Source organism: Arcicella rigui, from assembly GCF_034929435.1.
GTDB lineage: Bacteria > Bacteroidota > Bacteroidia > Cytophagales > Spirosomataceae > Arcicella > Arcicella rigui.
The window spans coordinates 40,095-65,723 of sequence record NZ_JAYFUM010000012.1; the positions used below are offsets into that span (position 1 = coordinate 40,095).

Sequence of the window (25,629 nt, forward strand, 5' to 3'; positions counted from 1 at the left end):
ACAATAATTTAATACCAATGAATCAACTATTCTGGATATTTTACAATAGTGACCTTTTTCACATCATTGTATCAGCAATGGTGGCTTGTGCTACTTCTATTACTGCAATACCTGTTATTATTAATATTTCTCGTTTGAAAAATTTAATGGCAAATGTTATCGAACGAAGTTCACACGAAGAAGCTACTCCAACTTTAGGCGGTGTTGCAGTATTTGCATCAATGCTGATAAGTTATTTTTTATGGGAAAATCCTGACGAAGGACAACTCGTACACCTTTCTATTTCATCGGTAGTCATTCTTTTCTTTTTAGGAGTAAAAGACGATATTCTGATACTTGCACCCAAGAAAAAAATGTATGTACAAATTGCCGCTTCTTTATTGGTGGTGGTTTTAGGAGATTTAAGAATCGAAAATCTTTTTGGCATATTTGGCATTTACTCTGTTCCGTACTTCATCAGCTTGCCGCTTACGGTTTTTGTATTTATCGCACTTATCAATGCAGTTAATTTAATTGACGGGATTGATGGCTTGATGGGAGGAATTGCCATGATAGCTGGCGGACTTTTTGGTATTTGGTTTTACCTTAATCAACATTATGCTTTGGCTTGTTTGGCGGCTTCAATGGCGGGTGCTTTGTTGGGTTTTTTGAGGTTCAATTTCTCTAAAACTTCTAAAATCTTTATGGGCGATACTGGTTCGTTGATTGTTGGTTTTTTACTGGCTGTCTTTGCTGTACGTTTTATTCAACTCAATATTCAATATCGTTTCGACCCTAATAGTTATTTTGCCGCTCCAATTTTAGCCATTGTTGTACTTATTGTACCCATTTTTGATACACTCAGAGTATTTATTATTCGATTGAAGAATAAAAAATCACCTTTCGTAGCTGATAGAAATCACTTACATCATTTATTGATTGATAGCGGATTATCACACTTTCAGGCTTCTTTAGTCCTTTGGTCGTTTACGATTTTTTCTACTGGCTTATTTTTAGTCATTAGTCAAAAAACGCATAATACAACCTCTCTGTATATACTTTGTGCTTTGTTTGGCTTATACATGTGGGCGGCACATATTTTGAAAGGTAGCAATACTGCCAAACAAATTTCAGCTAAGACTGAAAATTTAGTGAATCTGTAAAAAAAAAGTCAGCGAATTATCGCTGACTATCTAATTTTTGGGCACTTACCATCAATTTCTCCTCAATTCTTGCCAGTACTTTAATGCTATTATTTAACTGGTCTGTAACAGAAGCATCACCTGCATTGAGTTTTTGTTGCAAATCATTTCTGATTTTCAACCACTTTTCTTTTTGCTGACGTAAGGCATTATAGTTTTGTTCTTCTTTTGAAAAATCAGCTGAATTTGGTTTCTTACTAACCGTAGCTTCTGGCTTTTTCCATGTACTTTTTGGAGCTACTTTTTCCGCTGTTAAAGGCTGAGTATTAACGGGCTTAGTTGTGGTAGCTTCTGTACTTGTTTCAACTGGTTTTGTCGTATTTTCTTGGAAGCTATTGCTTGGCTCATTACCAAAACCATCATTACTGATACTCGGTTGAGTCGATTGAGTCAGAGAATCAGTATTACTTTGAAAACTCTGTAAAGAATCAGTCGGCGTATTGGTATTTTGTGGACTTTCACGCTTCAATACTTTATTCACTAAGCCCGAAATATCAAATGTTCTGTTTGAATTATAAAAATAAGCAAGTACTCCTACGATTCCCAAAAACAAAATAAGGAAGAAAAGACCGTCGTAAGATTTCTTAATAAATGGATTGTTGTTGGCATCTACATTTGAAGGAGCAATTTTTTGCTTATTGACAACTTCCAACACAATCACATTATGCACATTATAGACATTGTAAGGAGTATCTTTATTCGCTACTTTCAAGATATTCAAGCATGAGTCTTTTACACCATTACTGCCTTGAAGTATTTCGTCAATTTCTGCATCAGTAATTTTTTCACGGATAGATTCACCACAAATCAGTAATTTGTCACCTTCTTCTAAGTGGAAACCAATAATTTCTAATTTAGACTGACGGCCTAAGAACTGTAATTTTTGTCCTCTTCTGCTGAGGTAACAATGGGTATCACTAATCCAATGAATCAATGAAGGGTCACCGAGTTCCCAAAAACCTTGTACCTCAAGGCTTGGGTTTGACTTCTTTGCCAGTTTATGAGTAAACCTCTGTATTTTATGAATTGAGTTCTCTAAAGCTCGGTAGGTTTTTTCCGACTCATTTAATTCGGAAGGATTTTCCATAGTGTTTATATTCATTTTTAAAGAAGTACCAATCTCAACTTTTTATAGTTGGCGACAGTAGTTGATTAATTGTTTAACGGCTTGATTATTCAAGGGTCTTTTGTGAAGTTTTATGATAAATCCCTTGAACATTAGATTACAAAAAATATGCCGAATTTAATCAACAGAAATAATCGAATATGCTTTCAAATGCTTTGATTGATTTTCAAAGATAATTTGAAGTTCTAAATACACAAAATGATGAACTTACAGATTGATTGAAAATAATTTATTAAGAGCGACGAAAAGATTTTTTTTGAATATTTCATCATCAAAAGATTCTACATAACTTATGTCCATATCAGTCCTAAATTGAGTGATTTCTTTTGAGTACAAATGATTGTGAATGATGTAGGTTGCTTTGGCATTGATAGGAAAATATTCAAAGCCACTTCCGCCTTTAAATAAACACAAAGTAGGTGTTTGTGTAGAGGTTAAATGGGCTGGGAATGAATCTAAAGTAATTGCTCCCGAAGCTTTTTTAAGTAAAGCTATAATTTGTGGAATCGAAAGTTTGCCACAAGCATTAATGATATTTTCAGCATGCTTTTGCGTTAATCGTGCTGATAGTTGTTCTGTATAGTCAGTCAGTCCACAAACAATTACTTGATATTGTGGAAAATACTGTAAATAATAAGTAACGATACTTTCCCAAGTAGCTAAATCCAACATTTTATTTTCGATACCTGCTTCTGGAAAAATCATTAAATAATCTTGTGTTACTTGAATTGGTAGCACATTTTGTTCGGCTACAAAGAGTACAGGTTCAAGTGTGAGGCTATTTTCAGCAATTAGCTCGCTCAAAACTTGAATTTGTATATCAATCGTATGAACGGGCGAAGCAAGTAAAAAATACTCTTTATCCAGAAATCCACCCCAAGCTCTTGAGCCAAAGCCTATTTTTTTCTGAATCGTTAAAAAAGGCAACAAAGGATTTGCATTGTAAGCTGAATACCTAAAATCGAAAGAATGAGTGTATGAATATTGTTTTTGTTCTTGAATAAAAGCAAAAGCATCATTCAGAAACATTTTTATTTTTTCTAAAAACGATAGGTTACTTCTATTAGTTTGGAAGTGATTTACGTAAAATACTTTATCGAACAAAGGATTGTTTTCTACCAATAATTTGCACCAACGCCCTGCTACAAGGTGGATTTCAACAGTAGGAAATTGCTTTTTCAGGGCATTTATCATGTAACCCATCATCAGCATATCCCCCAAATGCCCAAAATTAAATAGCAAAATTTTCTGTGGATGAACGTAACTTTTGTTTTTTTTCTTACCTAAAACAAACAAGCTTACATCAATGAAAATATCCAAAATACTAAATCCTATTTTTGTTGGTCTATTTCCACAGTATTCTCTTTTTATCATCATATTTTCTTGAAAGAAATCTCAAATATTTTTAGTCTTCTTGAATTAAATTAAGAATTTTTCTGAAAGGAGTTTGTAAAGCTTTTCGTACTCTTTTATAACGCTTTACTACGGGCGGTTTAATATAATAACAAGGAATTTGGATATAATAATCGTTGAAATTATTGCGCAATTGTTGAGCATAATATTCAAATAAAGGCACAATGTCGGGGCGTTTTTCAAAAGTAGAACGATTCTGATACTTTGAAACGCTATTCGGATTTTTTAATTGATAACCGCTATAATGAAAGAAAATCAAAGGCTGATGATTACTCAAAAACTTTTCGCCATCTCTTGTAATACTTCTTTCGTGTAAGTTCCAATACGCCATGTTGTAGCCCGGATGTTTTTCTATCAAAACCGAATCTGGATAATACAAAGGCACGAAGTTTATCCAATGTTGGTCAACAAAAAGTCCATTGCAAAGGTCTATTCTACAATCTTTCTTGAGGCGTTCTTTCCACCAATCAATCATCTCGTAACTGTCTTTACTGCGTCCAACGCCGATAAATCCTAAATTGTAAATACCTGTATTGAGGTGGTCGATTTCACGAGTTGTGAAATCATCCCAGATTGGCGAGCTAATGTGTGGAGTAATGACGATGCTTTTTACTAAAAGACTATCCGTTAGACTTTTGAGTGTATCAAAAACAATAATGTCGGGGTCAAAATAAATGACATTTTGAATGTCTTTTCTATTTTTGAAAAAATAGTCGAAGTAAAAAGGTTTTACAGCCGTATTGAGTTCGGTGATGTCGTAGTTTTTACACATATCATCCAAACAATCAATATTGATTTTATCAATTTCAAGTAACTGAAAAGGTGGAATTTTATCTGGTTCTAAATTTACTTTATCAAGTCTATCTACCAGACCAATCACAAACTCTATATCTGGATTTGTTTTTTGTAGCGATTGCCCCAGCGTTTGGGCTTGGGCTAAGTAGTTTATAGAGCAAATGGTAAAGGCTAATGTCATTATTATTAATAATTTTAGGGCTATATGACTGATGATGGGTTTGGAGGTTCTGCTTGAACTAAGCTTTTAAGATACTAAGTTACGATATTTATTATTGCCTAAAAAGTACCTGATGGGCTTTGTATCGCTTTGTTTTATTCATACCAGCTTTGAATATTATTTTTACTTTCAATTTTTTGCTCTAAAGTATCGGGTAGTTTTTCAAAAAAATCTATTCCTGTTAGTGCTTCGATTTTGTCGATACTTACCGCAAAACTTTTGATAGATTTACTTGAGCCTTCGTTGGGTACTAAAAAAGCCACTGCTTTCTGCTCCGCTGGGTCATAAACGATTTTATAATAGGCTTTTGGTACAGCAATCTTATTAATTCTTCCGATTCGTTCAAGTCCTGTGGTAAGTATCGGCCCTGTCAAAACAATAAATTCTCCTTTTGTACTCACCCAAGTACGCACCTTACTTTCTAAATGATTCCAAATACCACGGTTAAAATCAGGTACTTGGGGCGACATATTCGACATATAAAAAGTTTCGTCTTGCAATTCTTTATCATGTTTGAAATCACCTGCTGGACAAAGATGCCCACGGTCGAAACCCGAACGAGAATAATCTTGCGTAACTGCTGAACCTGTTTCTACTGATGGGTCTTCAATAAATTCATTCGAGCGTGGTTCGTGTCCAGTCACGGCTTCGCTACTAAGTTTATGAAGTACCCAAGAAGCCTGTTCATACTCTTCTCTGTAATTCAAAATAAAGGCTTTGTGGCGAACGATTTCGTTGTTATGTTTTGAAAATGGAATGTATTTGTCTAAATCATTGCTACTTTCAGTACTCCCTTTTTTATCGCTAAATAATTTATTTTTGATAATGTCTAAAACAGATTCTTCAACTTTCTTACTTACTTCTTCCTTAATTCCATCTGTCAATTCTTTTGATTTTTCTTCTAAAAAAGTACTCTCTTCTTTGTCTGGTTTTACTTCTTCTGGGTTTTCTTTAGTACTTTTTTTAGAACTATTAGAAAGACTCGAAAGGTCTCTCCCTAAGCTTTTCAAAGGTTGAGGTTTGCCCCAGTAATACAAAAAAACGCCAAGCAATAAGAGAAATAAAAGAAATTTGATTTTGCCCATTTTTTGAAAAAGATTAATCTTAGCGTGAAAATATGTTTGAAAATAAGATTTTGGAAATACCGCTACAAAATTCGCTAATTTTACGGCATGATGTATCAAGGTTTAAAATGCTACAAACCATCAAAAAATGTCGAGAAAACAAATTATAGTGGTAGGTGCTGGTGCTGCGGGGTATTTCGGAGCAATTACCGCAGCCGAGAACAACCCAACTGCGAAAATAACACTTTTAGAAAAGAATAGAACAGTTTTAAATAAAGTTCGTATTTCGGGCGGTGGACGTTGCAACGTAACGCACGCTTGTTTTGATAATAAGCAATTATCAAAATTTTATCCGAGAGGTTCGGCTTTTTTAAGAAATTTATTTAATCAGTTTAATGCAACAAGTACGGTAAAATGGTTTGAAAATCAAGGTGTTGTATTGAAAACAGAAGCCGACGGCAGAATGTTTCCTGAAACCGATAGTTCAGAAACCATCGCTACTTGTTTAGAGCAAAAGGCAAAAAAACTGGGCGTACAAGTAATTACTTCGGCAGGAGTGAAGCGAATTTTATTGGAAAAAAAAACAGTAAAAGCCGTAGAATTGCTAAGTGGTGAAGTCCTTCCCACAGATACTTTATTGATTACAACAGGCGGAAATCCACAAAAATCTGGTTATGAATGGTTGGCTGATTTGGGGCATTATATCATCGAGCCTGTGCCTTCACTTTTTACTTTCAATGTGCCAAATTCCTTATTTTCAGAGCTTTCAGGCGTAAGCGTACAGAAAGCAATTGCCCGAATTGCGGGAAAAAAAATACAGCAAGAAGGAGCTTTGTTGGTAACGCATTGGGGTTTTTCTGGGCCAGCGATTTTGAAACTTTCAGCTTGGGGAGCAAGGGAATTAGCTGAGGCAAATTATGAATTTACGGCTTTAATCAATTGGATTCCTGATGTTTCAGAAAAAGAAGCAAGAGAAGCTTTTGCGATGATGAAAAAGGCAAGTCCTAAAAAAATCATTCAATCAAACGCTCTTTTTACGTTGCCAACTCGTCTTTGGAAGAAATTTTGTGAACTTTCAGAAATAGATGAAAATCTTCGTTGGATTGATATTTCAAATAAATCTATGAATAAATTGATTGAAAATTTATTGAATTGCTCGCAAAAAGTACAAGGCAAAACTACTTTTAAAGAAGAATTTGTGACTTGCGGAGGAATAGATTTAGCAGAAATTAATCCACAAACGATGGAAAGTAAAATAGTGAAAAACTTATTTTTTGCAGGAGAAGTATTAGACATTGATGCCGTAACGGGAGGTTTCAATTTCCAAGCTGCTTGGACAACAGGTTTTGTGGCAGGCAAAAATATGTAATTAACTTACTTTATTTTCAAATTTTTGAAACAAAGATAGCAAGCATAGAATCATATTATCAGTGAGCTTTCGGCTATCATAATCAATAATTTTCAAATCTTCAAATCACCAAATTTTCAAATTACCATGTACTTTCAGCAAATCACAGAAACTACTCAATTTATTCAGCAAAAAGTAAAAGATTTTCAGCCCGAATTTGGTATTATTTTAGGCACAGGCTTGGGAGCTTTGGTAAATGAAATTGATATTTTACATACTTTGTCTTATGCAGAAATTCCAAATTTTCCCGTTTCTACCGTAGAGTTTCATCAAGGAAAATTGATTTTTGGTAAAATCGGAGATAAGCATGTGGTTTGTATGCAAGGGCGTTTTCATTACTACGAAGGTTATTCTATGAAAGAAGTAACGTTTCCTGTAAGAGTAATGCAGCAATTGGGCGTACAGCAATTAATTGTATCGAATGCTTCTGGTGGCTTGAATCCCGATTTTAAAGTCGGTGATTTGATGATTATCCAAGACCATATTAGTTTGTTCATGCCCGAAAACCCTTTGACTGGCAAACATACTCCTTCTTTTGGCGACCGTTTTCCTGATATGTGCGACCCTTATGATTTAGCATTAATTGACAAAGCCGAGGAAATTGCCGCTTCTTTAACCATTCCAGTTCAGAAAGGTACATATATAATGTGTCCGGGGCCGCAATTGGAAACCAGAGCCGAGTACAAACTTTTAAGAGTTTTAGGAGCTGATGCCGTAGGAATGTCCACCGTTCCAGAAATTATCGTGGGGCATCAAATGGGGATGAAGTGTTTCGGAATGTCAATTATTACAGACATGGGCATTCCAGAAACTTTAGTGAAAGCAAGTCTTGAGAAAATCATTGCCGCCGCCAGTAAGTCAGAACCTTTGATGACAAAAATTATCAGTACTTTGATAAAAAGTCTTTAATTTAAAATAATTGGGTATCCTAACTAAAACTATGATGAAAGGATACCCAGTTTTTTACAGTTCTAACCTTTGTTTATCTTTCAACAAAACAGCTTTCAATTTACTATAAGGTAGTTGCTGAGGCGATACTTTGTTGTTAATAGAAAGTACTGCTGCCGTAGCTGCCGATTGCCCTAAAATCATAAAAACGGGTTCCATCCTAATAGAACCATAAGCAATGTGCGAGCTTGATACACAAACAGGAACTAACAAATTATTACATTCTTTTTCTTTTGGTAAAATAGAGCCATAAGCAATTGAATACGGCTTATCTGGGTGTACGCCTATATCTCCTTCGTTTTGTACATAGCCGTCTTTTTTGATATAACGTTGAGCATTATGGGCATCCAAAGCATAAGAACCCATTCCGATTGGATTAGGAACTTGAGTTTTTCCTAAAGCATCAGCCTCTTTCATCACAAATTCACCAATCATTCTTCTTGCTTCTCGGATGTAGAGTTGATGTGGCCAATTTCCATTGTCCTTGAATTCATCTTTCGGTAAACCCCATTCTTGCATTTTTTCATGAACATCCGCTGGAATACTTTTGTCGTTTTGTAAAAAGTACATCAAACCTTTTTGATACAATTCATGCTCTTTGATGATTTGTTTACGACGGTCATAACTTGCTTCTGGGTAATCATAGTTTTTGCCGATATAGTCTGTACTAAAAGGTCCATGATTATTAGTATCTGTTTTACGATTAGGAATGTGGTCAAATTTATCAAAAGTTTCACGCCAGCCAGTGGCAAAAACTCGTGCAAGTAATTCATATCGAGCAGGGTTATAGCCTTCTGGTTTTTGAAAAGGGATTCTATTTTCTGGATGATTACTCAGACACATTCTGAAACAATAGGCTTGAATTTTATTGTCTCCCGAACCATATTCAGCAATTGGTTCGGATGAAATTTCAGGCAAAAGTCCACTTGTTGAATCATTAGCTATTTTATAAGGACTAATTTTCGCTTTGAAATGATGACCATGTTGAAATACTTCTGGTTGAACACCATTCCATTTTTCGCCATAAACACTATTCGCTTCACGACCCACATGATAATCAACGCCTGCCGCCGCCATAAGGTCGCCTTCGTAAGTAGCATCAATAAACATTTTTGCTTGATATACATTGCCGTTTAAAGTACGAAACGACTGGATACTTCCAGCTACTTTTACTACGCCTTTTTCAGAGCGGTCAAGCCATTCATTGCGGTAAATCAGTATTTTGTTTTCTTTGACAAAATCTTCAAATACTTGTTCTGCTACATGTGGCTCAAAAATCCACATCGTTCTGTTCGTTCCATCAATGGCAGGAGTGCCTTGTCCTTTATTGCCGTATTCTTCTTTTTTCTGCCAATGCCAAGTACTATTGTTTTGATAATATTGATACAGTCTTTGATAAAATTCACGAGAAAGTCCACCAATTACTTCTTTGTTACCTGTATCAGTAAAACCTAAACCACCCGAAGACAAACCGCCTAAGTGTGTATCAGGAGAAACAACGATTACGCTTTTCCCCATTTTTTTTACTTGTACAGCTGCTATGATGGCAGCCGAAGTTCCGCCATAAATAATTACATCTGCTTTGCGAACTTGTGTTTCGGTACTTTTATTTAGCTGGAATCCAGAAAATATAAAAACGATAAACGTAGCTTTTAAAAGCCAAAACAATTTTTTAATTCTTTTCATAGTTTAGTTTGAGGTTAAATAATACATTGAAGACATTCTAAAATCGGTGAAGAATTTCTACATCTCCAATTCATCCAAAAGCATTTGGTATGCTCCTTTAAGTTCTTTTAAGGCACGCTCATTTCCTACTTTTTTTGCCAATTCGATACCTTCCTGATAGACTTTTTGAGCCGAATCATATTCTTCAAATTCTACCAACAAAGCTCCTGCATGATAATAAGTTGGCAAGTACTCAGAATGATTTTTTAGTAAGTATTCATAAATCTCCTTGGCTTTTGTAGGCTCAGTTTTTAAGTATTCTGTCGCTAAAGCGTAATGATTGAATGGGTCGTTTGGGTCTTCTTCAAGAAATTGTTTGAGTAATTCTAATCTATTTGAAAGCATTGTATAATTTATTTATAAATAATAGTATGCTTGCATACTATTATTGAAACTTTTCGTTAATATTGTGAGAAGATAAGGAATACTACAAATTAAACCAAAAATAGTGAAATATTGAGAGTATATCCGAAAGCAAAATCTAATAGATTAACAAAATAAAGCATATAAAATGAAAATTTTAGTTTGTGTTACCAGCGTACCCGACACCACAGCGAAAATTTCGTTCACGGACGGAGATACAAAATTCAACAAAGCAGGAGTTACTTACATCACTGGGCCTTATGATGATTATGCACTTTCGAGGGCTATAGAGCTAAAAGAAAAATTAGGCGGTACAGTAACTGTATTGAATGTAGGCGAAGCAGATGCAGAACCTGTGATTCGTAAATGTTTGGCCATTGGTGCTGATGATGCCATTAGGGTAAACTGCGAACCTACGGATTCTTATTTTGTTGCTACGCAAATTGCGGCAATTGCTGCTACTGAAAAGTATGATTTAATCTTGATGGGTCGTGAATCTATCGACTTCAATAGTGGCGTAGTACACGGTTTAGTAGGCGAGCTTTTGGGCATTCCTTCGCTTTCGCCAGTAATGAAATTAGAAATTGAAGGAGGTGTAGCCAAGATTACTCGTGAAATTGAAGGCGGAAAAGAAGACCTTGAAGCTAATTTGCCTTTAGTATTGGGTTGTCAAGAACCAATTGCAGAATGGAAAATTCCGAATATGCGTGGAATCATGACGGCGAGAACCAAACCTTTGAAAGTAGTTCAGCCAGTAGGAGAGAACCTTACTTTTACGGAAAAATACCAATTGCCAGCCCCAAAAGGAGCTTGCAAAATGATTCCAGCCGAACAAGCCGAAGAGTTAATCGCTTTACTAAAAACAGAAGCAAAAGTACTTTAAGTGATGAGTTTTGAGTGCTGAGTTGTGCTTGCATAAAGTCGTTTACTTTCAAAACTCATCTTTCATAAGTAATCATGTAAAATTGTGAATTGTCAATTGTGAGTTAGTGTTTTGATTTTCAGTAATTTATTGTTCTTTTTAGTCAAAATAAATTTGCAAGATGACTTAATTCAAAACTCATATTTCATTTCCATCTAAAATCCGAAATAAAATGTCAGTATTAATATTCACTGAATTAGATAATGGAGCGATAAAAAAATCTTCGCTCGAAGCGGTGTTCTACGGAGCAGAGCTTGCAAAATTACAAGGTACTTCTGCCACAGTTTTAGCCATTGGCGAGGCATCGGCAGAGGAATTGGCCAAAGCTGGGAATTTTGGTGCTACCAAAGTACTTCATGCCAATGATGTACGTTTGGCAGAAGCCAATATTCAAGCTTATTCAAGTGTTTTAGGACAAGCCGTAGCACAAGAAGGCTCTGAGGTTGTTATTTTGGCTAAATCGTCGTTGGGTGATGCCGTAGCGGCAAGAGTGGCAGGAAAACTAAAAGCGGCGATTGTTTCAAACGTAACAGCATTGCCAAACCTTGAAAATGGTTTTAAAGTAAACAGAAGTATTTATACAGGAAAAGCTTTTGCAACGGTTGAATTAAAAACCGATAAAAAAATTCTTGCTATTAAGAAAAATGCTGTGGCAGTAGTTGAATCAAGTGATTTGGCTACGGTTGAAAGCTTCTCAACCTCGCTCAATGACGCTGATTTTGGTGTAAAATTAGTAGCAACTCACAAAGCATCAAGTACTATTTCTTTACCAGAAGCGGATTTGGTAGTTTCGGCAGGAAGAGGTTTGAAAGGCCCAGAAAACTGGGGAATTGTGGAAGATTTAGCCAATGCCTTGGGTGCAGCTACGGCTTGTTCAAAACCTGTTTCTGACTTAGATTGGAGACCTCACCACGAACACGTTGGACAAACAGGTATCAAAGTATCACCAAATTTGTACATCGCAGCAGGAATTTCCGGAGCAATTCAACATTTAGCGGGTGTCAATTCTTCAAAAGTAATTGTAGTAATTAACAAAGACCCTGAAGCTCCATTTTTCAAAGCAGCCGATTATGGTATCGTCGGAGATGTTTTTGATATTTTACCGAGATTAACAAAAGCAGTGTTGGCTTCAAAATAAATTTCAAAAAAAGAATAAAAGACCTGTGATTTTAATTTTCACAGGTCTTTTATTTTGAATCTATTCTCAGAAAACTTTTTTAAATTTATCGTGGTTTATATCTTTGTCAGACGCTAATGAAAAAACTCGGTTAATAATTAAAAGCATATACTCGAAAAGTGGAAAAAATTAAGTTAGAAATATTAGGATTATCACCCAGTTCATCACAAACGGGTTCATTTGCATTGGTGTTGGGAGAAGAGTTTGGCCCAAGAAGGCTACCCATCATTATTGGGATGTTTGAAGCACAAGCAATAGCCATCGAAATTGAAAAGATAGAACCCAACCGCCCTATGACCCATGATTTGTTTAAATCATTTGCTCGTACTTTTCATTATTCGGTAAGCGAGATTACCATCACAGATATAAAAGAAGGTGTTTTCTTTGCAAAAATTCATTGTACAGACGGTATCAAAGATACTTATATAGATGCTCGTCCTTCGGATGCAATAGCCATTGGTCTTCGATTCAATGTTCCGATTTATACTTTTGAAAATGTATTGTCGGAAGCAGGAATTTCTTCAAACGAATCTTCAAAAGACCCATTAATGGAAGATTTAGAGCCAGAAGTAAAACCAAAGAAATCTTTCGGAGAAATGTTGAAAGAAAATCCAGTAGAACAACTCAATAAAATGTTGCAAGAAGCCTTAGCGAACGAAGAATATGAAAAGGCTGCAAAAATTAGAGACGAATTGGATAAAAGAAATTAATAAAATTGTACCTTCACAAAAGCCATCTGATAGCCTCGGATGGCTTTTTGTTAAAAAGCGTTAATTGGCGTCAATTGCGTTAGAAAAATCGTAAATTTGTTAGAAATATTTGCCTCAAAATACTATGGCTAAGATAAAAAAATTAGGAAGTACCCCCAATGTAATGGTGGTTGTTAGTCTTACAATCGCTCTTTTTCTGATTGGTTTGTGTGGGCTACTAACACTAAATGCCCGAAAATTAGCTGAATTAGTAAAGCAAAATGTTGAAGTACAGGTGTATTTGAAGAACGATTTAACCACTGTTCGTTTAGATTCAATCTACAAAGTATTAATTGCCAAGCCTTTTGTACTTTATAAGGAAAATTCGCCACAAGTAAATTTTATTTCAAAAGAAGTAGCAGCCAAACAGTTTATTGAAGAGTCTGGTGAAGATTACCGAAAGTTATTAGGCGAAAATAATCCTCTTCATAATTTATACACCGTAAAAATTAAACAAGAATATTTTACGGATGCCAATTTAAAACAAATCAAAACCGAATTAGAGCAAATAGATGGCATACACGAAGTAGCTTATGTAGAAAATTTCGTGGATGAGGTGAATAGAAACATTTCAAAGATTTACTTAATTCTTTCAGTTTTTGTATTACTCTTATTATTTATCATCATTATTTTGGTGAATAATACCATTAAATTAGCTCTTTACTCACAGCGTTTCTTGATTAGAAGTATGCAATTAGTAGGTGCAACTAATGCTTTCATTCGTAAGCCTTTTGTGGTCAGAGGAGCTTTACAAGGCTTAATTAGTGGTTTTGTTGCTTGTACTCTGTTAATCGTTTTACAGCAAGTAGCCGTACAAAAAATAGAAGGCTTGGTTTTACTACAAGAAATGGACAAAATGCTGATATTAATAGGCGGTATTTTGATTATTGGAACATTGATGGGAGTTTTGAGTACTTTCCAGTCAGTAGAGCGTTATTTAAGATTGTCTTTAGATGAACTTTATTAACAAATAAAAAGATTTGATAATTTATAATTCAACATACATATTATGTCTAACAAAGAAAAACTTCCTTTTGGAAAAACAAACTATACAATCATGTTAGTCGGCATTGCGATTATTCTTGCAGGCTTTTTTATTATGAGTCTCGACAAAGAAGAATTTGGATTTGGATTTTTAGGATTGACACTCGGCCCAATTATTGTACTTTTAGGCTTTGGCATAGAATTCTTTGCGATTTTAAAGAAATCGTAATTAAGTACAGGATTCAAGTAAAAAACGCTCTTTAATTCAATTTAAAGGGCGTTTTTTGTTATGTAGAAGGATATTTTAGGAAAATGCGTAACACATTGCGAAACCAAAAGACAAATAAAAAACCCTAATTACTATCAGTGAAGTAATTAGGGTTTTACAAAGTACCCAGAGCCGTAGTCAAATATACTTAATTTATATTTTACTCTCAGGTTATCAAAAAGCCTTAAAAGTGCCTTTAATTAACTTTAAAGGCACTTTTTGTTTATCCTATTGTTTAAGTAGAATAAAGGTAAATTAAGTAGTGTTAAGAAAAATAGCTTAGCAATTCGCTTAGCATATTAAGAAAATGCCTAACTTTGAAACTAATATTTGGCATTCATTATTACTTATATATGGCTAATACATTCTTCTTTTTAAGGAACAAAAACGGAACAACACCGCAGTTAATTTTTTTAGGTTTTAAGTTGGGTCAAAAGCAGTTTGTTTATTCGACCAAGTTTAAAGTATTGCCCGAAAATTGGGACTTTAAAACTGGAAGGCTAAAAAACAAAATCAAGGTATTGAATAGAGTTGAGATAAATTCTTATTTGGATAGTCTGGAAAAAATAGTAGATGGCATAAGTGTAAAATATAAAACGTCTATTCCTAAAAAAGAATTAACAAGGGAGTTGCTCAAGATTGAATTAGAAAGTATTCTAAATCCTAAATTTGAAATAAAGATTACATTCTTTGAATTTATCAAACAGTATCTTGATGATTGTAAGAGCGGTAAAAGATTGAATGAGGGTAAGCGTATGGCAGAACGTACCATTAAAAATTATAATACTGGTTTTAACGGATTGAAAGAGTATGAAGAATACACCAAAGAACCTATAACTTTTGAAAATCTTAACCGTAGGTTTTGGGATGAGTACATAAATTTTTTGACGATGGAAAAGAAATACAAAGTCAATACCGTAGGCTCGTATCAAAAGTACTTGATAGTGTTTTTGAGAGAGTGTAAAAAGGCTAAATTATGGATAGATGATGATGGATTGTTAGACGTTGCTAAAGTAATGACAGAAAACCCCGTTGATGTTTATTTAACAAAAAAAGAAATTGAATTGATAGAGAAAGTTGATTTGTCCAGCAATTCACGTTTAGATAAAGTTCGTGATTTGTTCTTGATTGGCTTAAATACTGGTTTTAGGGTTTCAGACTGGTATCAAGTAAAACCAGAAAACTTTAAAACTACAAACAAAGAAAATGCCTATATTGAAATTATGCAAACCAAGACTAAAGCCATAGCTACAACACCATTACGACCAATTGTAAAAGATATTTTATTAAAGTATGATAATGTTTTACCAGTTATTTCGGAACAGGAAATAAACCGTTCTGTAAAAGAGCTATGCCAATTAGCAGGGATAAATCAAAAGGTAAAAATAACCTCCACGGTTAGCGGTGGGCAACAAGTAGAAATATTTGAGAAATGGGAACAGGTAAGTACACATACCGCAAGGCGTTCTTTTGCTACAAACCTTTACCGTGATGGCGTTGATAGTAGAATAATTATGCGTGCTACTGGACACACAACCGAAAAGAATTTTATTAAATATTTGAAGTTAGATAATTCTGAGTTTATGGATATGTTAGCGGAACATGAAGGATAAAATTTAATTATATTAACGATGGATATTGAAAATTTAGACTTTGAAAAATTTGTAAATACTTTATTTGAAGCAAGTGAGTTCTACGAAAGAATATTGCAACTTGATTTAGAGAAAGATATGATTTATACGGAGGTTCGGGAATGTAATTCTTTAAATAAGAGTGCTTTAGTTGATAAACTTAAACGGTTACAATTAGAAGTAAATCAAAGAAAGGAAAGTAGTATATTTAACTATGATGTTTATCCAAGTACTCAGTTTTTTATTCCGACTAAAAAAGAGTGTGAGGAATTGAAAATTAGTAGTGAAAAAAATATTTCAACACTAAAAAAAGTATTTTTAAAAAAAATAAGAATGTCGATTGATTCACTATCGAATGTCATTAAAGGTGAATTAGTATTGGCGTATAAAAATGTAACAAAAGAACTTATTTCATTTTATTTAAAAGGAGAGTTTATACCTTGTAGTTCTATTAAAAAAAGAAATGATATTTTAAGAGATTTTGAAAATGATATAATTTGGTTTGGTTACATAAAATATATTCTTGAATTTAAAAAAGATGAAATAAATGATGATACCAATAAGAATGAAGTTGAAGATAATTCTTTAAATGTTGAGGTAAATAAATACTCAATAAAGGCGATTGCACTGTACTATTATTTTTTGATTGAGTGCGGTATTGAAAAACCTTTTGATATTCGTCAAGGTGGAAAAATTAAGGCTATGCAAGAGGTTTCTTTATTGTTTAGAATAGATTGGGGGCAATTCTGTAAAGAGTATAATAAAATGAATGAGAGCGGTAGAAATAGAATGGTATATCAAAGGAATAGAGATAAAGATTATCTTTGTGCTATTGAGTTGTTAAAGAAATGTCCTGAAAAGAATATAAAAGCCATTATTATGGCGGAAAATGAATATAAAAATTTGCCTTCTAAGTAATTTTTTACTTCACCAATATTTCACTAACCTTTCACCAATTAGATAGAATATCTTAAAAGTTTAAAAAATGCAAGGTGCTTATTAACAGTATCTTGCATTTTTTTTTGAGTAAAACTTAATCACAAATTTTTCACCATAGTAATATTTGAATGTAGGTTTGCTTATTAAAAATTAAACAAATAAGCAAATGAAACAAGTAATTTCAAATCCATTTGAAATATTAGAAACAAGGCTTATGCAAGTGCAAAGTATTGTTGAGGAATTGGCGAAAGTGAAGAAAGAAACTTCCTTACAGTTGGTTGATAAACCAGAATACTTAACACGTGACCAAGTGGCTAAGATGTTCGCTGTTAGCACCGTGACAATTTGGGACTGGTCACGAAAAGGCGTATTGAAGGCTTACCGTATAGGTAATAAGGTAAGATATTTAAAGTCGGAAGTGCTTTTGTGTCCACGCCCTATTTATGACACAAAGGAGGGTGCGAACCATGTCTAAGAAAACTCCTATCCCCCAACGCTCGTTAGAAAGCTATTACAATGAACCAACTAAGGAAATAGCAACTCAATACGCTTACCAGTTGAAGAATACTTGCTTTGATATTTTAGACGAAATAGCCGAAACTAAAGAAAATCTAAAGGCTTTTAAATCGAAAGATTATCAACATTCTTTAGGTGTCATTCAAGGTTATCTTGATACAATCCGTTTGATAAATTTTTCCTCTGATGGGTATATTTCTGGTAAATACTGGATGGTACTTTTAAATATTGCAAAGTCTAAAAGGTTAGTTGCAAGCCTATATTTTAAACGAAAAAGCGTAAAAATATACGGTTTAAATGAGGTTCAAGAGTATATAGAATGTGCTTTGGGATATATCATTGATGTTATCCAAGAGTTAGAGCAAAACGACCCTTGAAATGTAATATTAGAAACGCCTTATGAATTGAAACGTTTCAATCCGTGTAAATTCGTTTTTGAGTGTAAGTAATTGTATTTCAGTGTGTTGTTTATTTGTTTCATTCTCTTTGTCTGGTTTCCGTTTCAAGTAACCAATTAATTTTATCTTTCCAGTATCTCATTGATTGACTTTATTAACATAGAGTGTAAAAATCTATTGCCTAAAGTTTGGCTTTTAAACCCTCTTTTGCAGGATTCGGGCTTTCCTTTGGAGGTGGTTGAGAGTACAGGCGAAGTATTGAGAAAAAAACGTATTGCAGAGTATCAGGGCTTAACCTTCAAGCTTTTGCCCTCCGCTAAATCGGGTGGTTATACAATGTTGTTGAGTGGTTCAATTCACAAGTATAGGAACAACGGAAAGCACAATTATGACCGCTTTACTGTTACTCATTGCGTCACGGTTATTGAAGAACTGTTTACAGTGTTTGGCATTGACCCGAAACAAGCAGTATTACACTCTTTGGAGTTTGGCGTAAATATCAAATTGCCCTATCCAGTACAAAAGCTTATTCAATCGGTAGTAGTGAATAAAAACAAGCCTTATGAAGCCATTGCAAAGAGTAGGCGTAACGGTGTGGTGTGCGTTCGGGAAAACTATGAGTTTAAAATTTATGACAAAGGTTTTGTTTGTGGCTTGGATGAAAATATTATTCGGGTTGAATACCATGTTAGCAGGATGAAAGATTTAGAGGGATACGGTATTGTAACTTTATCAGACCTCACGGATAAAACCAAAGTAAACCCTTTGCTTGATTTGTTAATAGGTGCTTTGGATGATACCGTATTTATTCCCACTGATTCTGATTTATCCAGTTTGACCAAAAAGCAAAAGATTAACTTTCATGCAATGGGAAAGCCCTACACTTGGAAGGACTACACGCCAAAGCAACGATTTGATAAAAGAATCATGCTTAGTAGAATCTTGGAAAAATGCAAGGCTTTTGATTATCAGAAAGATTTAAAAGAAAGAGTTTTAGAGGAATGGAAAACCCTTTTTATTGAACCAATTGAAGCACTCCAAAGAAGTAACATTTACACGAATATTTCAGTAAGTGAAGCACATAAAAACGTAATGTTTTCACCACTTGTATATAGTGTGAAAACGTTACAAAACCACTTTTTAGAGAATAGAGACAATAAAGAGAAAAAAGACGGGAAAAGCCTAAAATTGACGATTGATAAACGGTATTGTAAGACGTGCGGAAAGGAAATAATAGGTAGTAGAAAAAACAGCCTGTTTTGTAGGAAAAGTACAAACCCGAACGCAAAGCAATGTAGAAACAAAGACAGTAACAAAAGACGAACTTTAAAAGCCCAAATTATGAGAGCTAAAGTAAATAATCAATTCTTACGGGTTACGTACAAAAATTTAGATGACCTTAACCAATCAACCTTTTCGGATATTCTGCATAGTTCAGAGATTGCCGTACACCGTGGTTTGTTAAATACGATTGTCAGCCTTGAAATTTTGCCAAACGAACCAGAACCAGCATTATACCAAGATTTGAGCCATGCACACCACGGGGAACTGCTCACGGGAAAGGATGCAGTTGAGGTGTTGGAGGAATTGACGGCTGAGAATATGCAAATTACGCTTTAAAGTACTTTAATTGATTTAGATACAATTTAACATTAGATGTAAAACAATGTCATACAACGGAAAAAACTATCAAAAAACAGTAGATTTTATTATGAATCTCTATGATAATTGGAAAGTTGAAAATTACGACCGACCAGACACTTATTTTCTTAGAGTTGTATTAAAAAAATATGGTCATTTCTTGGCTTACTGTACATTTATGAATTATAAAACCCCATTTTACAAAAAGAAAGGGGTTGTTCCTTCAAAAGAGTATTGGGAACAACGAGCCTTTAAAGGAAAATAAAATCTTTGCTGTTTTTGGATTTGTGGAAATAGGTATTAAACTTTGTGATTCCTAAAATTACAAAGTATTATGATAAGATATTTAATTGCAATGATATTGCCCTGTTATGCTGTGGGTAGGCGAAAGCCCCCAGCCGTTCACTTTGTAACGGTAGGACAGCTAAGACAGGGTATTTTTTTTAACTCCTAAAAAACAAAGTAAAGCAATGGTACATTTCACAAAAGATTCAATAGTTATCACGATTAAAAGTGTTGAAAATCCTTTCCGAGATTGGCAAATGATGAATCAGACTTTTTCAGAGTTGTTAATGGTAATGCTAAGTAATAAAGATATTCCGATAAATGACTATGAAACTTTTTGGTTTGTGTTGCTAAAGTCGGCTTTAAGTGAGCTTGATATTAGTGCCGAGCAAACCAGACAAATAAATGAGTTGTTGACAGTTGCCAAATGAGAAAAATAAGAATTACTAAAAGCCGTGCATTTTGTACGGCTTTTTTGTTTGGGGGCGGTGGTTGTGAGTGTTAATTGATTTTGTGGCTTAAATTGCCTTTAAAGCTTTTTAGGCTTGTTTTGAATTTGTGGAGGAATAAGAATATTACCATTTAGTACATCTTTATTGCTTGTTTTCTTATAGATTAAATAGACTATTTGATTTAAAGTACTTATTCACATAATAGGAAAATGCTTTTTTGGTCTGTTTAGCCGTGAAATTATGAAGGGATTTGTTTAAGTAGTGTTTAAATGGCGTTTAAGTAGAATTTGAAAATTAAAGAATAGTTTTAGATAGAGAATTAGATTTAGTTATCAGTCTATTTTTTGTTTTAGGGTGGTTTTCGGGAAAGGATTTGAAGGGGTTTTTATGATGTTGGAATATAGTAAAATAAAAATTCGCTTAGCAATTCGCTTAGCTATTATTAAATAAAAAATCCTAACTACTTGATAATTAAGTAATTAGGATTTTACAAAGTACCCAGAGCCGGAGTCGAACCGGCATGCCAATGAAGGCACTGGTGTTTGAGACCAGCGCGTCTACCAATTCCGCCATCTGGGCATTTGATTTCTCAAACTTGATGCAAAGATAAGTGATGTTTTTGGACTACACAACCCTAAATTTGAATAAAACTGAAACTTTTTTTGTAAGGTTTCCTTAACATTCTGATAATTAGAATGGTTATGGAATCATTAAATTTGAAAAAAAATTATTCATATCTTAAAGATTCTATCGGGTCAAGCTTAGAAGCTTTGTATGCAGGATAAATTCCAGAAAATAAACCTACAATTACACAAACACTAATACCAATCGACATCCAAAACCATGGAATAATAAAGCTTGCAGTGCCTGACATTAATAATTGTGCAAATAAATTACCAATAATGATGGCTAAAACAATACCGCCCAAACCGCCCAAAAGGCAAATGACAACGGCTTCAATCAAAAATTGTAAGCGAATTAAATAAGGAGTAGCTCCTAAAGATTTACGAATGCCTATTTCTTGTGTACGCTCTGTTACTGAAACTAACATGATGTTCATTAAGGCAATGGCTGCTCCTAAAAGAGTAATGAATCCTACGCCAAAGCCTGCTACTCTTAGAATCCCAGTAATACTTTCTGATTGTTTAGCCAATGAATCCGAACGCTCGATTGAGAATGAATCTGGCTGACCAATTTTATCTTCTCTAACCACTCGCATAACGCCACGAGCTTCCTCCATTACATTATCAATATCAGTAATATTTGGCACAGAAGTAACAATATCAAAAGTAAGCGACCTGCCTTCTGCCATTTTTCTACCTGTTTCGAGTGGCATAAAAATTACTCTATCGTCGCCACCGCCCATCATACTTCCTTTTTTCTCTAAAAGTCCAATAATTTTAAATTTTTGCCCGAGAATATTAATTTCTTTATCCAAAGGATTTCCTTTTTTCCCAAAAAGTTGGTCAACAATATCAACTCCTACGATACATACATTCGTAGCTAATTGTAAATCATTAGTTGAAAACACTCTACCAGCAGAGATTTTATAACCTTTAATGTCCATAAAATGGTCATCAGTTCCCATTACTCTTGAATTAGGATTGGTCTTTTTTGACTCAAATTTTACTTCTGCCGACATACTCACATTGGTTTTAATACCAATAATGGCAGAATGTCCGAATTTCTCTTTGTAAAGTTTTGCTTCACGGTAATCAATTGGTGGATAGTTTTTCTCTTTTTCACCGTCTTTTCTGATTTTAAAAATCTCACGGTTTCTAAGGTCAAAAGCATTTGCTCCAAGCCCTGCAAAGCTGTTGTTTACTGAACTTTGAATCCCATCAATAACGGTAAGGCTACCCACCAAAGCTGTTACACCAATCGCAATAATTAGTGCTGTAAGCGTAGTTCTAAGCATATTTGCCTGAATCGAACGCATTCCTTCACGAAAATTTTCTAATAAATTCATAGTTGTGTATGTTCAAACGAAGAGAATTTCAGATAAAATAAAATTGAATATCAATGATTGATTAAAGGTTTTTCACTGTGATTAGCACGAATAATATGCTAAATTCGTTTATCGTTTACAATAACAAATTTAGTTCAGAGAACTCAAAAAACTTCACCAATGAAAAGGCTAATATTTCCGCTTATCATATTCTTATTGCTTTCGAGTCGTTTGTGGGCATCGCAAATATTAATTCCAATGGATGAAACCCAAAAAAATCATTTGAAATCTTATGGTATTGCTTTTTGGATTTTGAAAAACCATGAAACAGAAGTAGAGTGGTTGTTGAATTATCGTGGAGGTGCTTTTATGTTTCCGCAAGCTCAGAAATTTGAAAATGAATTGGTGATTCGTGGAGTAAGTTATGAAGTAATTTCAGAAGGCGATGCCGCTGCCATCAGAGCAGAAGTAAGTAGCCCTGATGTAAATATGGATGTTGTAAAACTGCAAAAACCGCCAAAAGTGGCTGTGTATTCACCTAAAACAGCTCAACCTTGGGATGATGCCGTTACCTTGGCAATGACTTATGCAGAGATTCCTTATGATTTGATTTTCGACGATGAAGTGATGAATGGTAAACTTCCTGAGTATGATTGGTTACATTTGCATCATGAGGATTTTACAGGACAAATGGGTAAATTTTTGAATCAAAGTGGACAAAGTTGGTACCAGGCACAGTTGAGAGAAGATAAAAAAAATGCCCGCAAGTATGGTTTTGATAAAGTATCAGAATTGAAATTGGGCGTTGCTAAAAAAATTCGAGAGTTTGTTGCAGGGGGAGGTTATATGTTTGCGATGTGTACGGCAACAGATACTTATGATATTGCCTTAGCTGCTGAAGGAATTGATATTGTAGATGCGATGTATGATGGCGACGGCTACGACCATGATGCTGACGCTAAATTAGATTTTTCTAAGACCTTTGCTTTTCAAAATTTTAATTTAGTTTATCATCCTCAAATTGTTGAGTTTTCAAATATTGAGGCTTTTCCCAACGAAAGCAGACCAGTAGGAGAGGAGAAAGATTTTTTTAATTTGTTTCAGTTTTCTGCAAAATGGGATCCAATTCCTACAATGCTTACCCAAAATCATGAAACTACCATTCATGGTTTTATGGGACAAACTACTTCATTCAGAAAAGATTTGCTAAAACCCGAAGTAATCGTATTGGGGGAAAATCGTTCATTGAATGAAGCTCGATATATTCACGGTACTTTTTTGAAAGGTTTTTGGACATTTTACAGTGGTCACGACCCCGAAGATTATCGCCATTATGTGAATGAAGAGCCAACAGATTTGAATTTACACCCAAATTCGGCAGGTTATCGTTTGATACTCAATAATGTACTTTTTCCGGCTGCAAAGAAGAAAAAGCAAAAAACCTAATAAGTGATTGGTTTTTTAAATTTCTAATTTAGGCTTTTTTAGGTCGGATAAAGATCTTTTTAAACAATTTTTCAGAAGAATTTAATTCAAATTACATCTATTATAGACGAATTCCGAAATCAGAAATCGTAAATCCCAAATAATATATTCCCAATTACTTTACAAAGGCTCTTCTCAAGAGCCTTTTTTTGTAAATAATGTTTCTATTTTCCATTTTACATTAGCATATACTTTCATGAATGTTTCTGGAAATATAAAGCTTTGTAAGACAAATTTTAAATGTTCGCTATTGTTAGGCTTTGTCAAATACAGTGAAATAATAGCAAAATATAGCGATGCTAAAGACTGATTTTTGAGTTTGAAAACGTTCGCCATCAGTAAATAATATTCCCCTAAAATGGGTTTTATCAAATGTGTATATTTAAAATTCAGTTCTTTGTCGATGTTTGAATACATGAAAAGTCTGTTTTTAATAAATACTTCACTGTAATTACTATCAGTATAACTCAAACCACCTTGATGTCTTCGATAAACGCACATTACATCAGGAATATAGCCGATGTAGCCTTGATTGGCGAGTAAAATATAAATTGGTATATCTCCACTTTTTGATTTTAAAAACCATTCTGGAAATTTTTCACCAATCAGATTTCTCCGAAACATCACGCTGGCGGTTGCCATGAACCAAACTTCCTTTTGCGTAAGTAAATCTTCGGGATAGATTTTATCTTTTTGGTCGGGCGGATTGATAAACTTCTGCCCCATGTCTGAACCATCTTCATAAGACATAATGGCATTATGAAAACAAGCCGAACTTTCGGGGTGAGCATTCAGAAAATCATATTGTTTTTGAAGTTTATAATTATCGGTTAAATAATCGTCACCTTCAATGTAAACAATATACTTGCCTTTGCATTGGTAGAAAGTTTGTGTAAAATTCCCCTTACCTGGACATTCTTTTGTGCCTTGATTTTTCTCCCAAAGAAGGGCTTTTATTAAAGCTGGATATTTTGAAGCATACTCAATCACGATACTTCTTGAATCGTCAGGAGAACAATCTTCTCCGACTACAATTTCAAAATTGAAATTTGTAATCTGACTCACAAGACTATCTAAGCATTGACGCAAGTATTTACCATGATTATAAACCGTGATAAAAACACTTACTTCAATAGGTGAGGATGGCTGTACTTTATTCATTCACAAAATAGTTAAGTATGTCTTTTGCCTGAGGATAATCTGGCGTTATCAAGTCTGGATTTGGATAATAAACGTAGGGATGCGGATAACCTCTTTCAATAAAAGCTTGTTCAGATAAATCGTTGTATCTAAAATGACAAGACCATCTGATGCCATCTTCGGTTGAATTATTTCCAGATTGGTGAATCAAAAATGAAGAGAAAAACAAAGCATCGCCTTTTTTTACTTCAACGGGTACGATTTGCTGTTGTGCTAATACTTCATCAGGGATTACTCCAAAAGAATCAACCATCTGCGTAGCTTGAAGTCCTAATTTATGGCTGTTTGGCATTACTTCCAAAGCTCCCAATGAAATATCAATATCCGCTAAAGCAACCCAAACTACAATAGAGTTCAGTGAACCTTGCATGCTTCGCCAGTCTTGATGAGCGTCAGTTTTCCAATACACTTGTTTTTTCGCCAATTTGCGAGCGTTGAAAAACATCACAGGACGAGTACAAACGTTTGGAAATTCAATGCCTAATTTTTTTAAATTATCAACTAAACGGTCGTCTAAAGAAAGTTTATGCAACGAAATTAAGTGCTGAATATGTTTTCCGCAAGCCATTAATCTGTCTGGATGTTCTTCAAATAATCTGAATAACAATTTATTAAAATCAATTTCAGTTTGAATTTCATCCACAGGATAGTTCAAATATTTCATTTGATTGACAAAAATTTGCTTTGCGTCTTCACGAATTTTGTCTATTTCTTCTACCGCAAAAAGACCTCTAACAATCTGATAACCAGTTTCTTTAAATTCTTGAAAATTTACCATTGTTTGATGTATT

The 25,629-nt window shown here is 34.3% G+C and carries 25 protein-coding genes and 1 tRNA gene; 16 read left to right on the forward strand and 10 right to left on the reverse strand.

The genetic code is table 11. From position 1 onward, the window contains the following. The first annotated feature begins 17 nt into the window (after positions 1 to 17). Complete coding sequence (locus tag VB248_RS11745; protein ID WP_323296973.1) at positions 18 to 1,142, forward strand: glycosyltransferase family 4 protein; 1,125 nt, start codon at positions 18 to 20, stop codon at positions 1,140 to 1,142. A 16-nt stretch (positions 1,143 to 1,158) separates the two neighbouring features. Here the strand turns inward: VB248_RS11745 and VB248_RS11750 are convergent, their stop codons facing one another. From VB248_RS11750 to VB248_RS11765, 4 genes are all read right to left on the reverse strand, one after another. Continuing rightward, positions 1,159 to 2,283 (reverse strand): DUF1129 domain-containing protein, encoded by a 1,125-nt coding sequence (locus tag VB248_RS11750; RefSeq protein ID WP_323296974.1) that lies wholly within the window; start codon positions 2,281 to 2,283, stop codon positions 1,159 to 1,161. 231 nt (positions 2,284 to 2,514) lie between these two features. Further along, positions 2,515 to 3,684 (reverse strand): glycosyltransferase family 9 protein, encoded by a 1,170-nt coding sequence (locus VB248_RS11755; protein WP_323296975.1) that lies wholly within the window; start codon positions 3,682 to 3,684, stop codon positions 2,515 to 2,517. 28 nt (positions 3,685 to 3,712) lie between these two features. Beyond that, entirely contained in the window at positions 3,713 to 4,696 is a 984-nt protein-coding gene (locus VB248_RS11760) for a glycosyl transferase (RefSeq protein ID WP_323296976.1), read from the reverse strand. Between the two features lie 134 nt (positions 4,697 to 4,830). After that, positions 4,831 to 5,820 (reverse strand): DNA/RNA non-specific endonuclease, encoded by a 990-nt coding sequence (locus VB248_RS11765; protein ID WP_323296977.1) that lies wholly within the window; start codon positions 5,818 to 5,820, stop codon positions 4,831 to 4,833. A gap of 127 nt (positions 5,821 to 5,947) precedes the next feature. On the opposite strand from VB248_RS11765, the gene VB248_RS11770 reads away from it, so the two are divergent. Beyond that, complete coding sequence (locus tag VB248_RS11770; protein WP_323296978.1) at positions 5,948 to 7,168, forward strand: BaiN/RdsA family NAD(P)/FAD-dependent oxidoreductase; 1,221 nt, start codon at positions 5,948 to 5,950, stop codon at positions 7,166 to 7,168. 126 nt (positions 7,169 to 7,294) lie between these two features. Continuing rightward, a complete protein-coding gene (locus VB248_RS11775) occupies positions 7,295 to 8,116 on the forward strand; it encodes a purine-nucleoside phosphorylase (protein ID WP_323296979.1) in 822 nt (273 codons plus the stop codon). 54 nt (positions 8,117 to 8,170) lie between these two features. Here the strand turns inward: VB248_RS11775 and VB248_RS11780 are convergent, their stop codons facing one another. Both VB248_RS11780 and VB248_RS11785 read right to left on the reverse strand, forming a co-directional pair. Continuing rightward, positions 8,171 to 9,841, reverse strand: a complete 1,671-nt coding sequence (locus VB248_RS11780) for an FAD-dependent oxidoreductase (protein ID WP_323296980.1) — start codon at positions 9,839 to 9,841, stop codon at positions 8,171 to 8,173. A 57-nt stretch (positions 9,842 to 9,898) separates the two neighbouring features. After that, a complete protein-coding gene (locus VB248_RS11785) occupies positions 9,899 to 10,225 on the reverse strand; it encodes a tetratricopeptide repeat protein (protein WP_323296981.1) in 327 nt (108 codons plus the stop codon). Positions 10,226 to 10,391: 166 nt separating this feature from the next. Here VB248_RS11785 and VB248_RS11790 point away from each other — a divergent pair, with 166 nt between their 5' ends. The 12 genes from VB248_RS11790 (at position 10,392) to VB248_RS11845 (ending at position 20,184) form a co-directional block, all read left to right on the forward strand. After that, positions 10,392 to 11,126, forward strand: coding sequence for an electron transfer flavoprotein subunit beta/FixA family protein (locus VB248_RS11790; protein ID WP_323296982.1), 735 nt, complete (start codon positions 10,392 to 10,394; stop codon positions 11,124 to 11,126). A 211-nt stretch (positions 11,127 to 11,337) separates the two neighbouring features. Then, positions 11,338 to 12,303 (forward strand): electron transfer flavoprotein subunit alpha/FixB family protein, encoded by a 966-nt coding sequence (locus VB248_RS11795; protein ID WP_323296983.1) that lies wholly within the window; start codon positions 11,338 to 11,340, stop codon positions 12,301 to 12,303. Positions 12,304 to 12,461: 158 nt separating this feature from the next. Then, positions 12,462 to 13,052, forward strand: a complete 591-nt coding sequence (locus VB248_RS11800) for a bifunctional nuclease family protein (RefSeq protein WP_323296984.1) — start codon at positions 12,462 to 12,464, stop codon at positions 13,050 to 13,052. 124 nt (positions 13,053 to 13,176) lie between these two features. Then, complete coding sequence (locus VB248_RS11805; protein ID WP_323296985.1) at positions 13,177 to 14,058, forward strand: cell division protein FtsX; 882 nt, start codon at positions 13,177 to 13,179, stop codon at positions 14,056 to 14,058. Positions 14,059 to 14,100: 42 nt separating this feature from the next. Further along, positions 14,101 to 14,304, forward strand: coding sequence for a DUF3098 domain-containing protein (locus tag VB248_RS11810; RefSeq protein ID WP_323296986.1), 204 nt, complete (start codon positions 14,101 to 14,103; stop codon positions 14,302 to 14,304). A 392-nt stretch (positions 14,305 to 14,696) separates the two neighbouring features. Continuing rightward, on the forward strand, positions 14,697 to 15,956 hold the full coding sequence (locus VB248_RS11815; protein ID WP_323296987.1) for a site-specific integrase: 1,260 nt from the start codon (positions 14,697 to 14,699) through the stop codon (positions 15,954 to 15,956). An 18-nt stretch (positions 15,957 to 15,974) separates the two neighbouring features. Continuing rightward, positions 15,975 to 16,892, forward strand: a complete 918-nt coding sequence (locus VB248_RS11820) for a hypothetical protein (RefSeq protein WP_323296988.1) — start codon at positions 15,975 to 15,977, stop codon at positions 16,890 to 16,892. Positions 16,893 to 17,079: 187 nt separating this feature from the next. Then, positions 17,080 to 17,388, forward strand: coding sequence for a helix-turn-helix domain-containing protein (locus VB248_RS11825; RefSeq protein WP_323296989.1), 309 nt, complete (start codon positions 17,080 to 17,082; stop codon positions 17,386 to 17,388). Then, the gene (locus VB248_RS11830) at positions 17,381 to 17,806 is read left to right on the forward strand and encodes a hypothetical protein (RefSeq protein ID WP_323296990.1); all 426 of its coding nucleotides are present in this window, start codon (positions 17,381 to 17,383) and stop codon (positions 17,804 to 17,806) included. The genes VB248_RS11825 and VB248_RS11830 overlap by 8 nt, the downstream gene beginning before the upstream one ends. A 198-nt stretch (positions 17,807 to 18,004) precedes the next feature. Further along, complete coding sequence (locus VB248_RS11835; protein ID WP_323296991.1) at positions 18,005 to 19,447, forward strand: hypothetical protein; 1,443 nt, start codon at positions 18,005 to 18,007, stop codon at positions 19,445 to 19,447. A 46-nt stretch (positions 19,448 to 19,493) separates the two neighbouring features. Next, the gene (locus tag VB248_RS11840) at positions 19,494 to 19,733 is read left to right on the forward strand and encodes a hypothetical protein (RefSeq protein ID WP_323296992.1); all 240 of its coding nucleotides are present in this window, start codon (positions 19,494 to 19,496) and stop codon (positions 19,731 to 19,733) included. Between the two features lie 205 nt (positions 19,734 to 19,938). Continuing rightward, a complete protein-coding gene (locus VB248_RS11845) occupies positions 19,939 to 20,184 on the forward strand; it encodes a hypothetical protein (RefSeq protein WP_323296993.1) in 246 nt (81 codons plus the stop codon). 516 nt (positions 20,185 to 20,700) lie between these two features. Here VB248_RS11845 and VB248_RS11850 read toward each other — a convergent pair. Both VB248_RS11850 and VB248_RS11855 read right to left on the reverse strand, forming a co-directional pair. Further along, a tRNA-Leu gene (locus VB248_RS11850) sits at positions 20,701 to 20,784 on the reverse strand. A gap of 148 nt (positions 20,785 to 20,932) precedes the next feature. Next, positions 20,933 to 22,174, reverse strand: coding sequence for an ABC transporter permease (locus VB248_RS11855; protein WP_323296994.1), 1,242 nt, complete (start codon positions 22,172 to 22,174; stop codon positions 20,933 to 20,935). A 159-nt stretch (positions 22,175 to 22,333) separates the two neighbouring features. Between VB248_RS11855 and VB248_RS11860 the strand changes: the two genes are divergently transcribed. Continuing rightward, positions 22,334 to 23,599: an asparagine synthetase B gene (locus tag VB248_RS11860; protein WP_323296995.1), complete on the forward strand. Its 1,266-nt coding sequence runs from the start codon at positions 22,334 to 22,336 to the stop codon at positions 23,597 to 23,599. 174 nt (positions 23,600 to 23,773) lie between these two features. Here the strand turns inward: VB248_RS11860 and VB248_RS11865 are convergent, their stop codons facing one another. Together VB248_RS11865 and VB248_RS11870 are read right to left on the reverse strand one after the other, a co-directional pair. Next, on the reverse strand, positions 23,774 to 24,799 hold the full coding sequence (locus VB248_RS11865; RefSeq protein WP_323296996.1) for a glycosyltransferase family 2 protein: 1,026 nt from the start codon (positions 24,797 to 24,799) through the stop codon (positions 23,774 to 23,776). Next, the gene (locus VB248_RS11870; protein WP_323296997.1) at positions 24,792 to 25,616 is read right to left on the reverse strand and encodes a phytanoyl-CoA dioxygenase family protein; all 825 of its coding nucleotides are present in this window, start codon (positions 25,614 to 25,616) and stop codon (positions 24,792 to 24,794) included. The genes VB248_RS11865 and VB248_RS11870 overlap by 8 nt, the downstream gene beginning before the upstream one ends. Between the last annotated feature and the right edge of the window lie 13 nt (positions 25,617 to 25,629).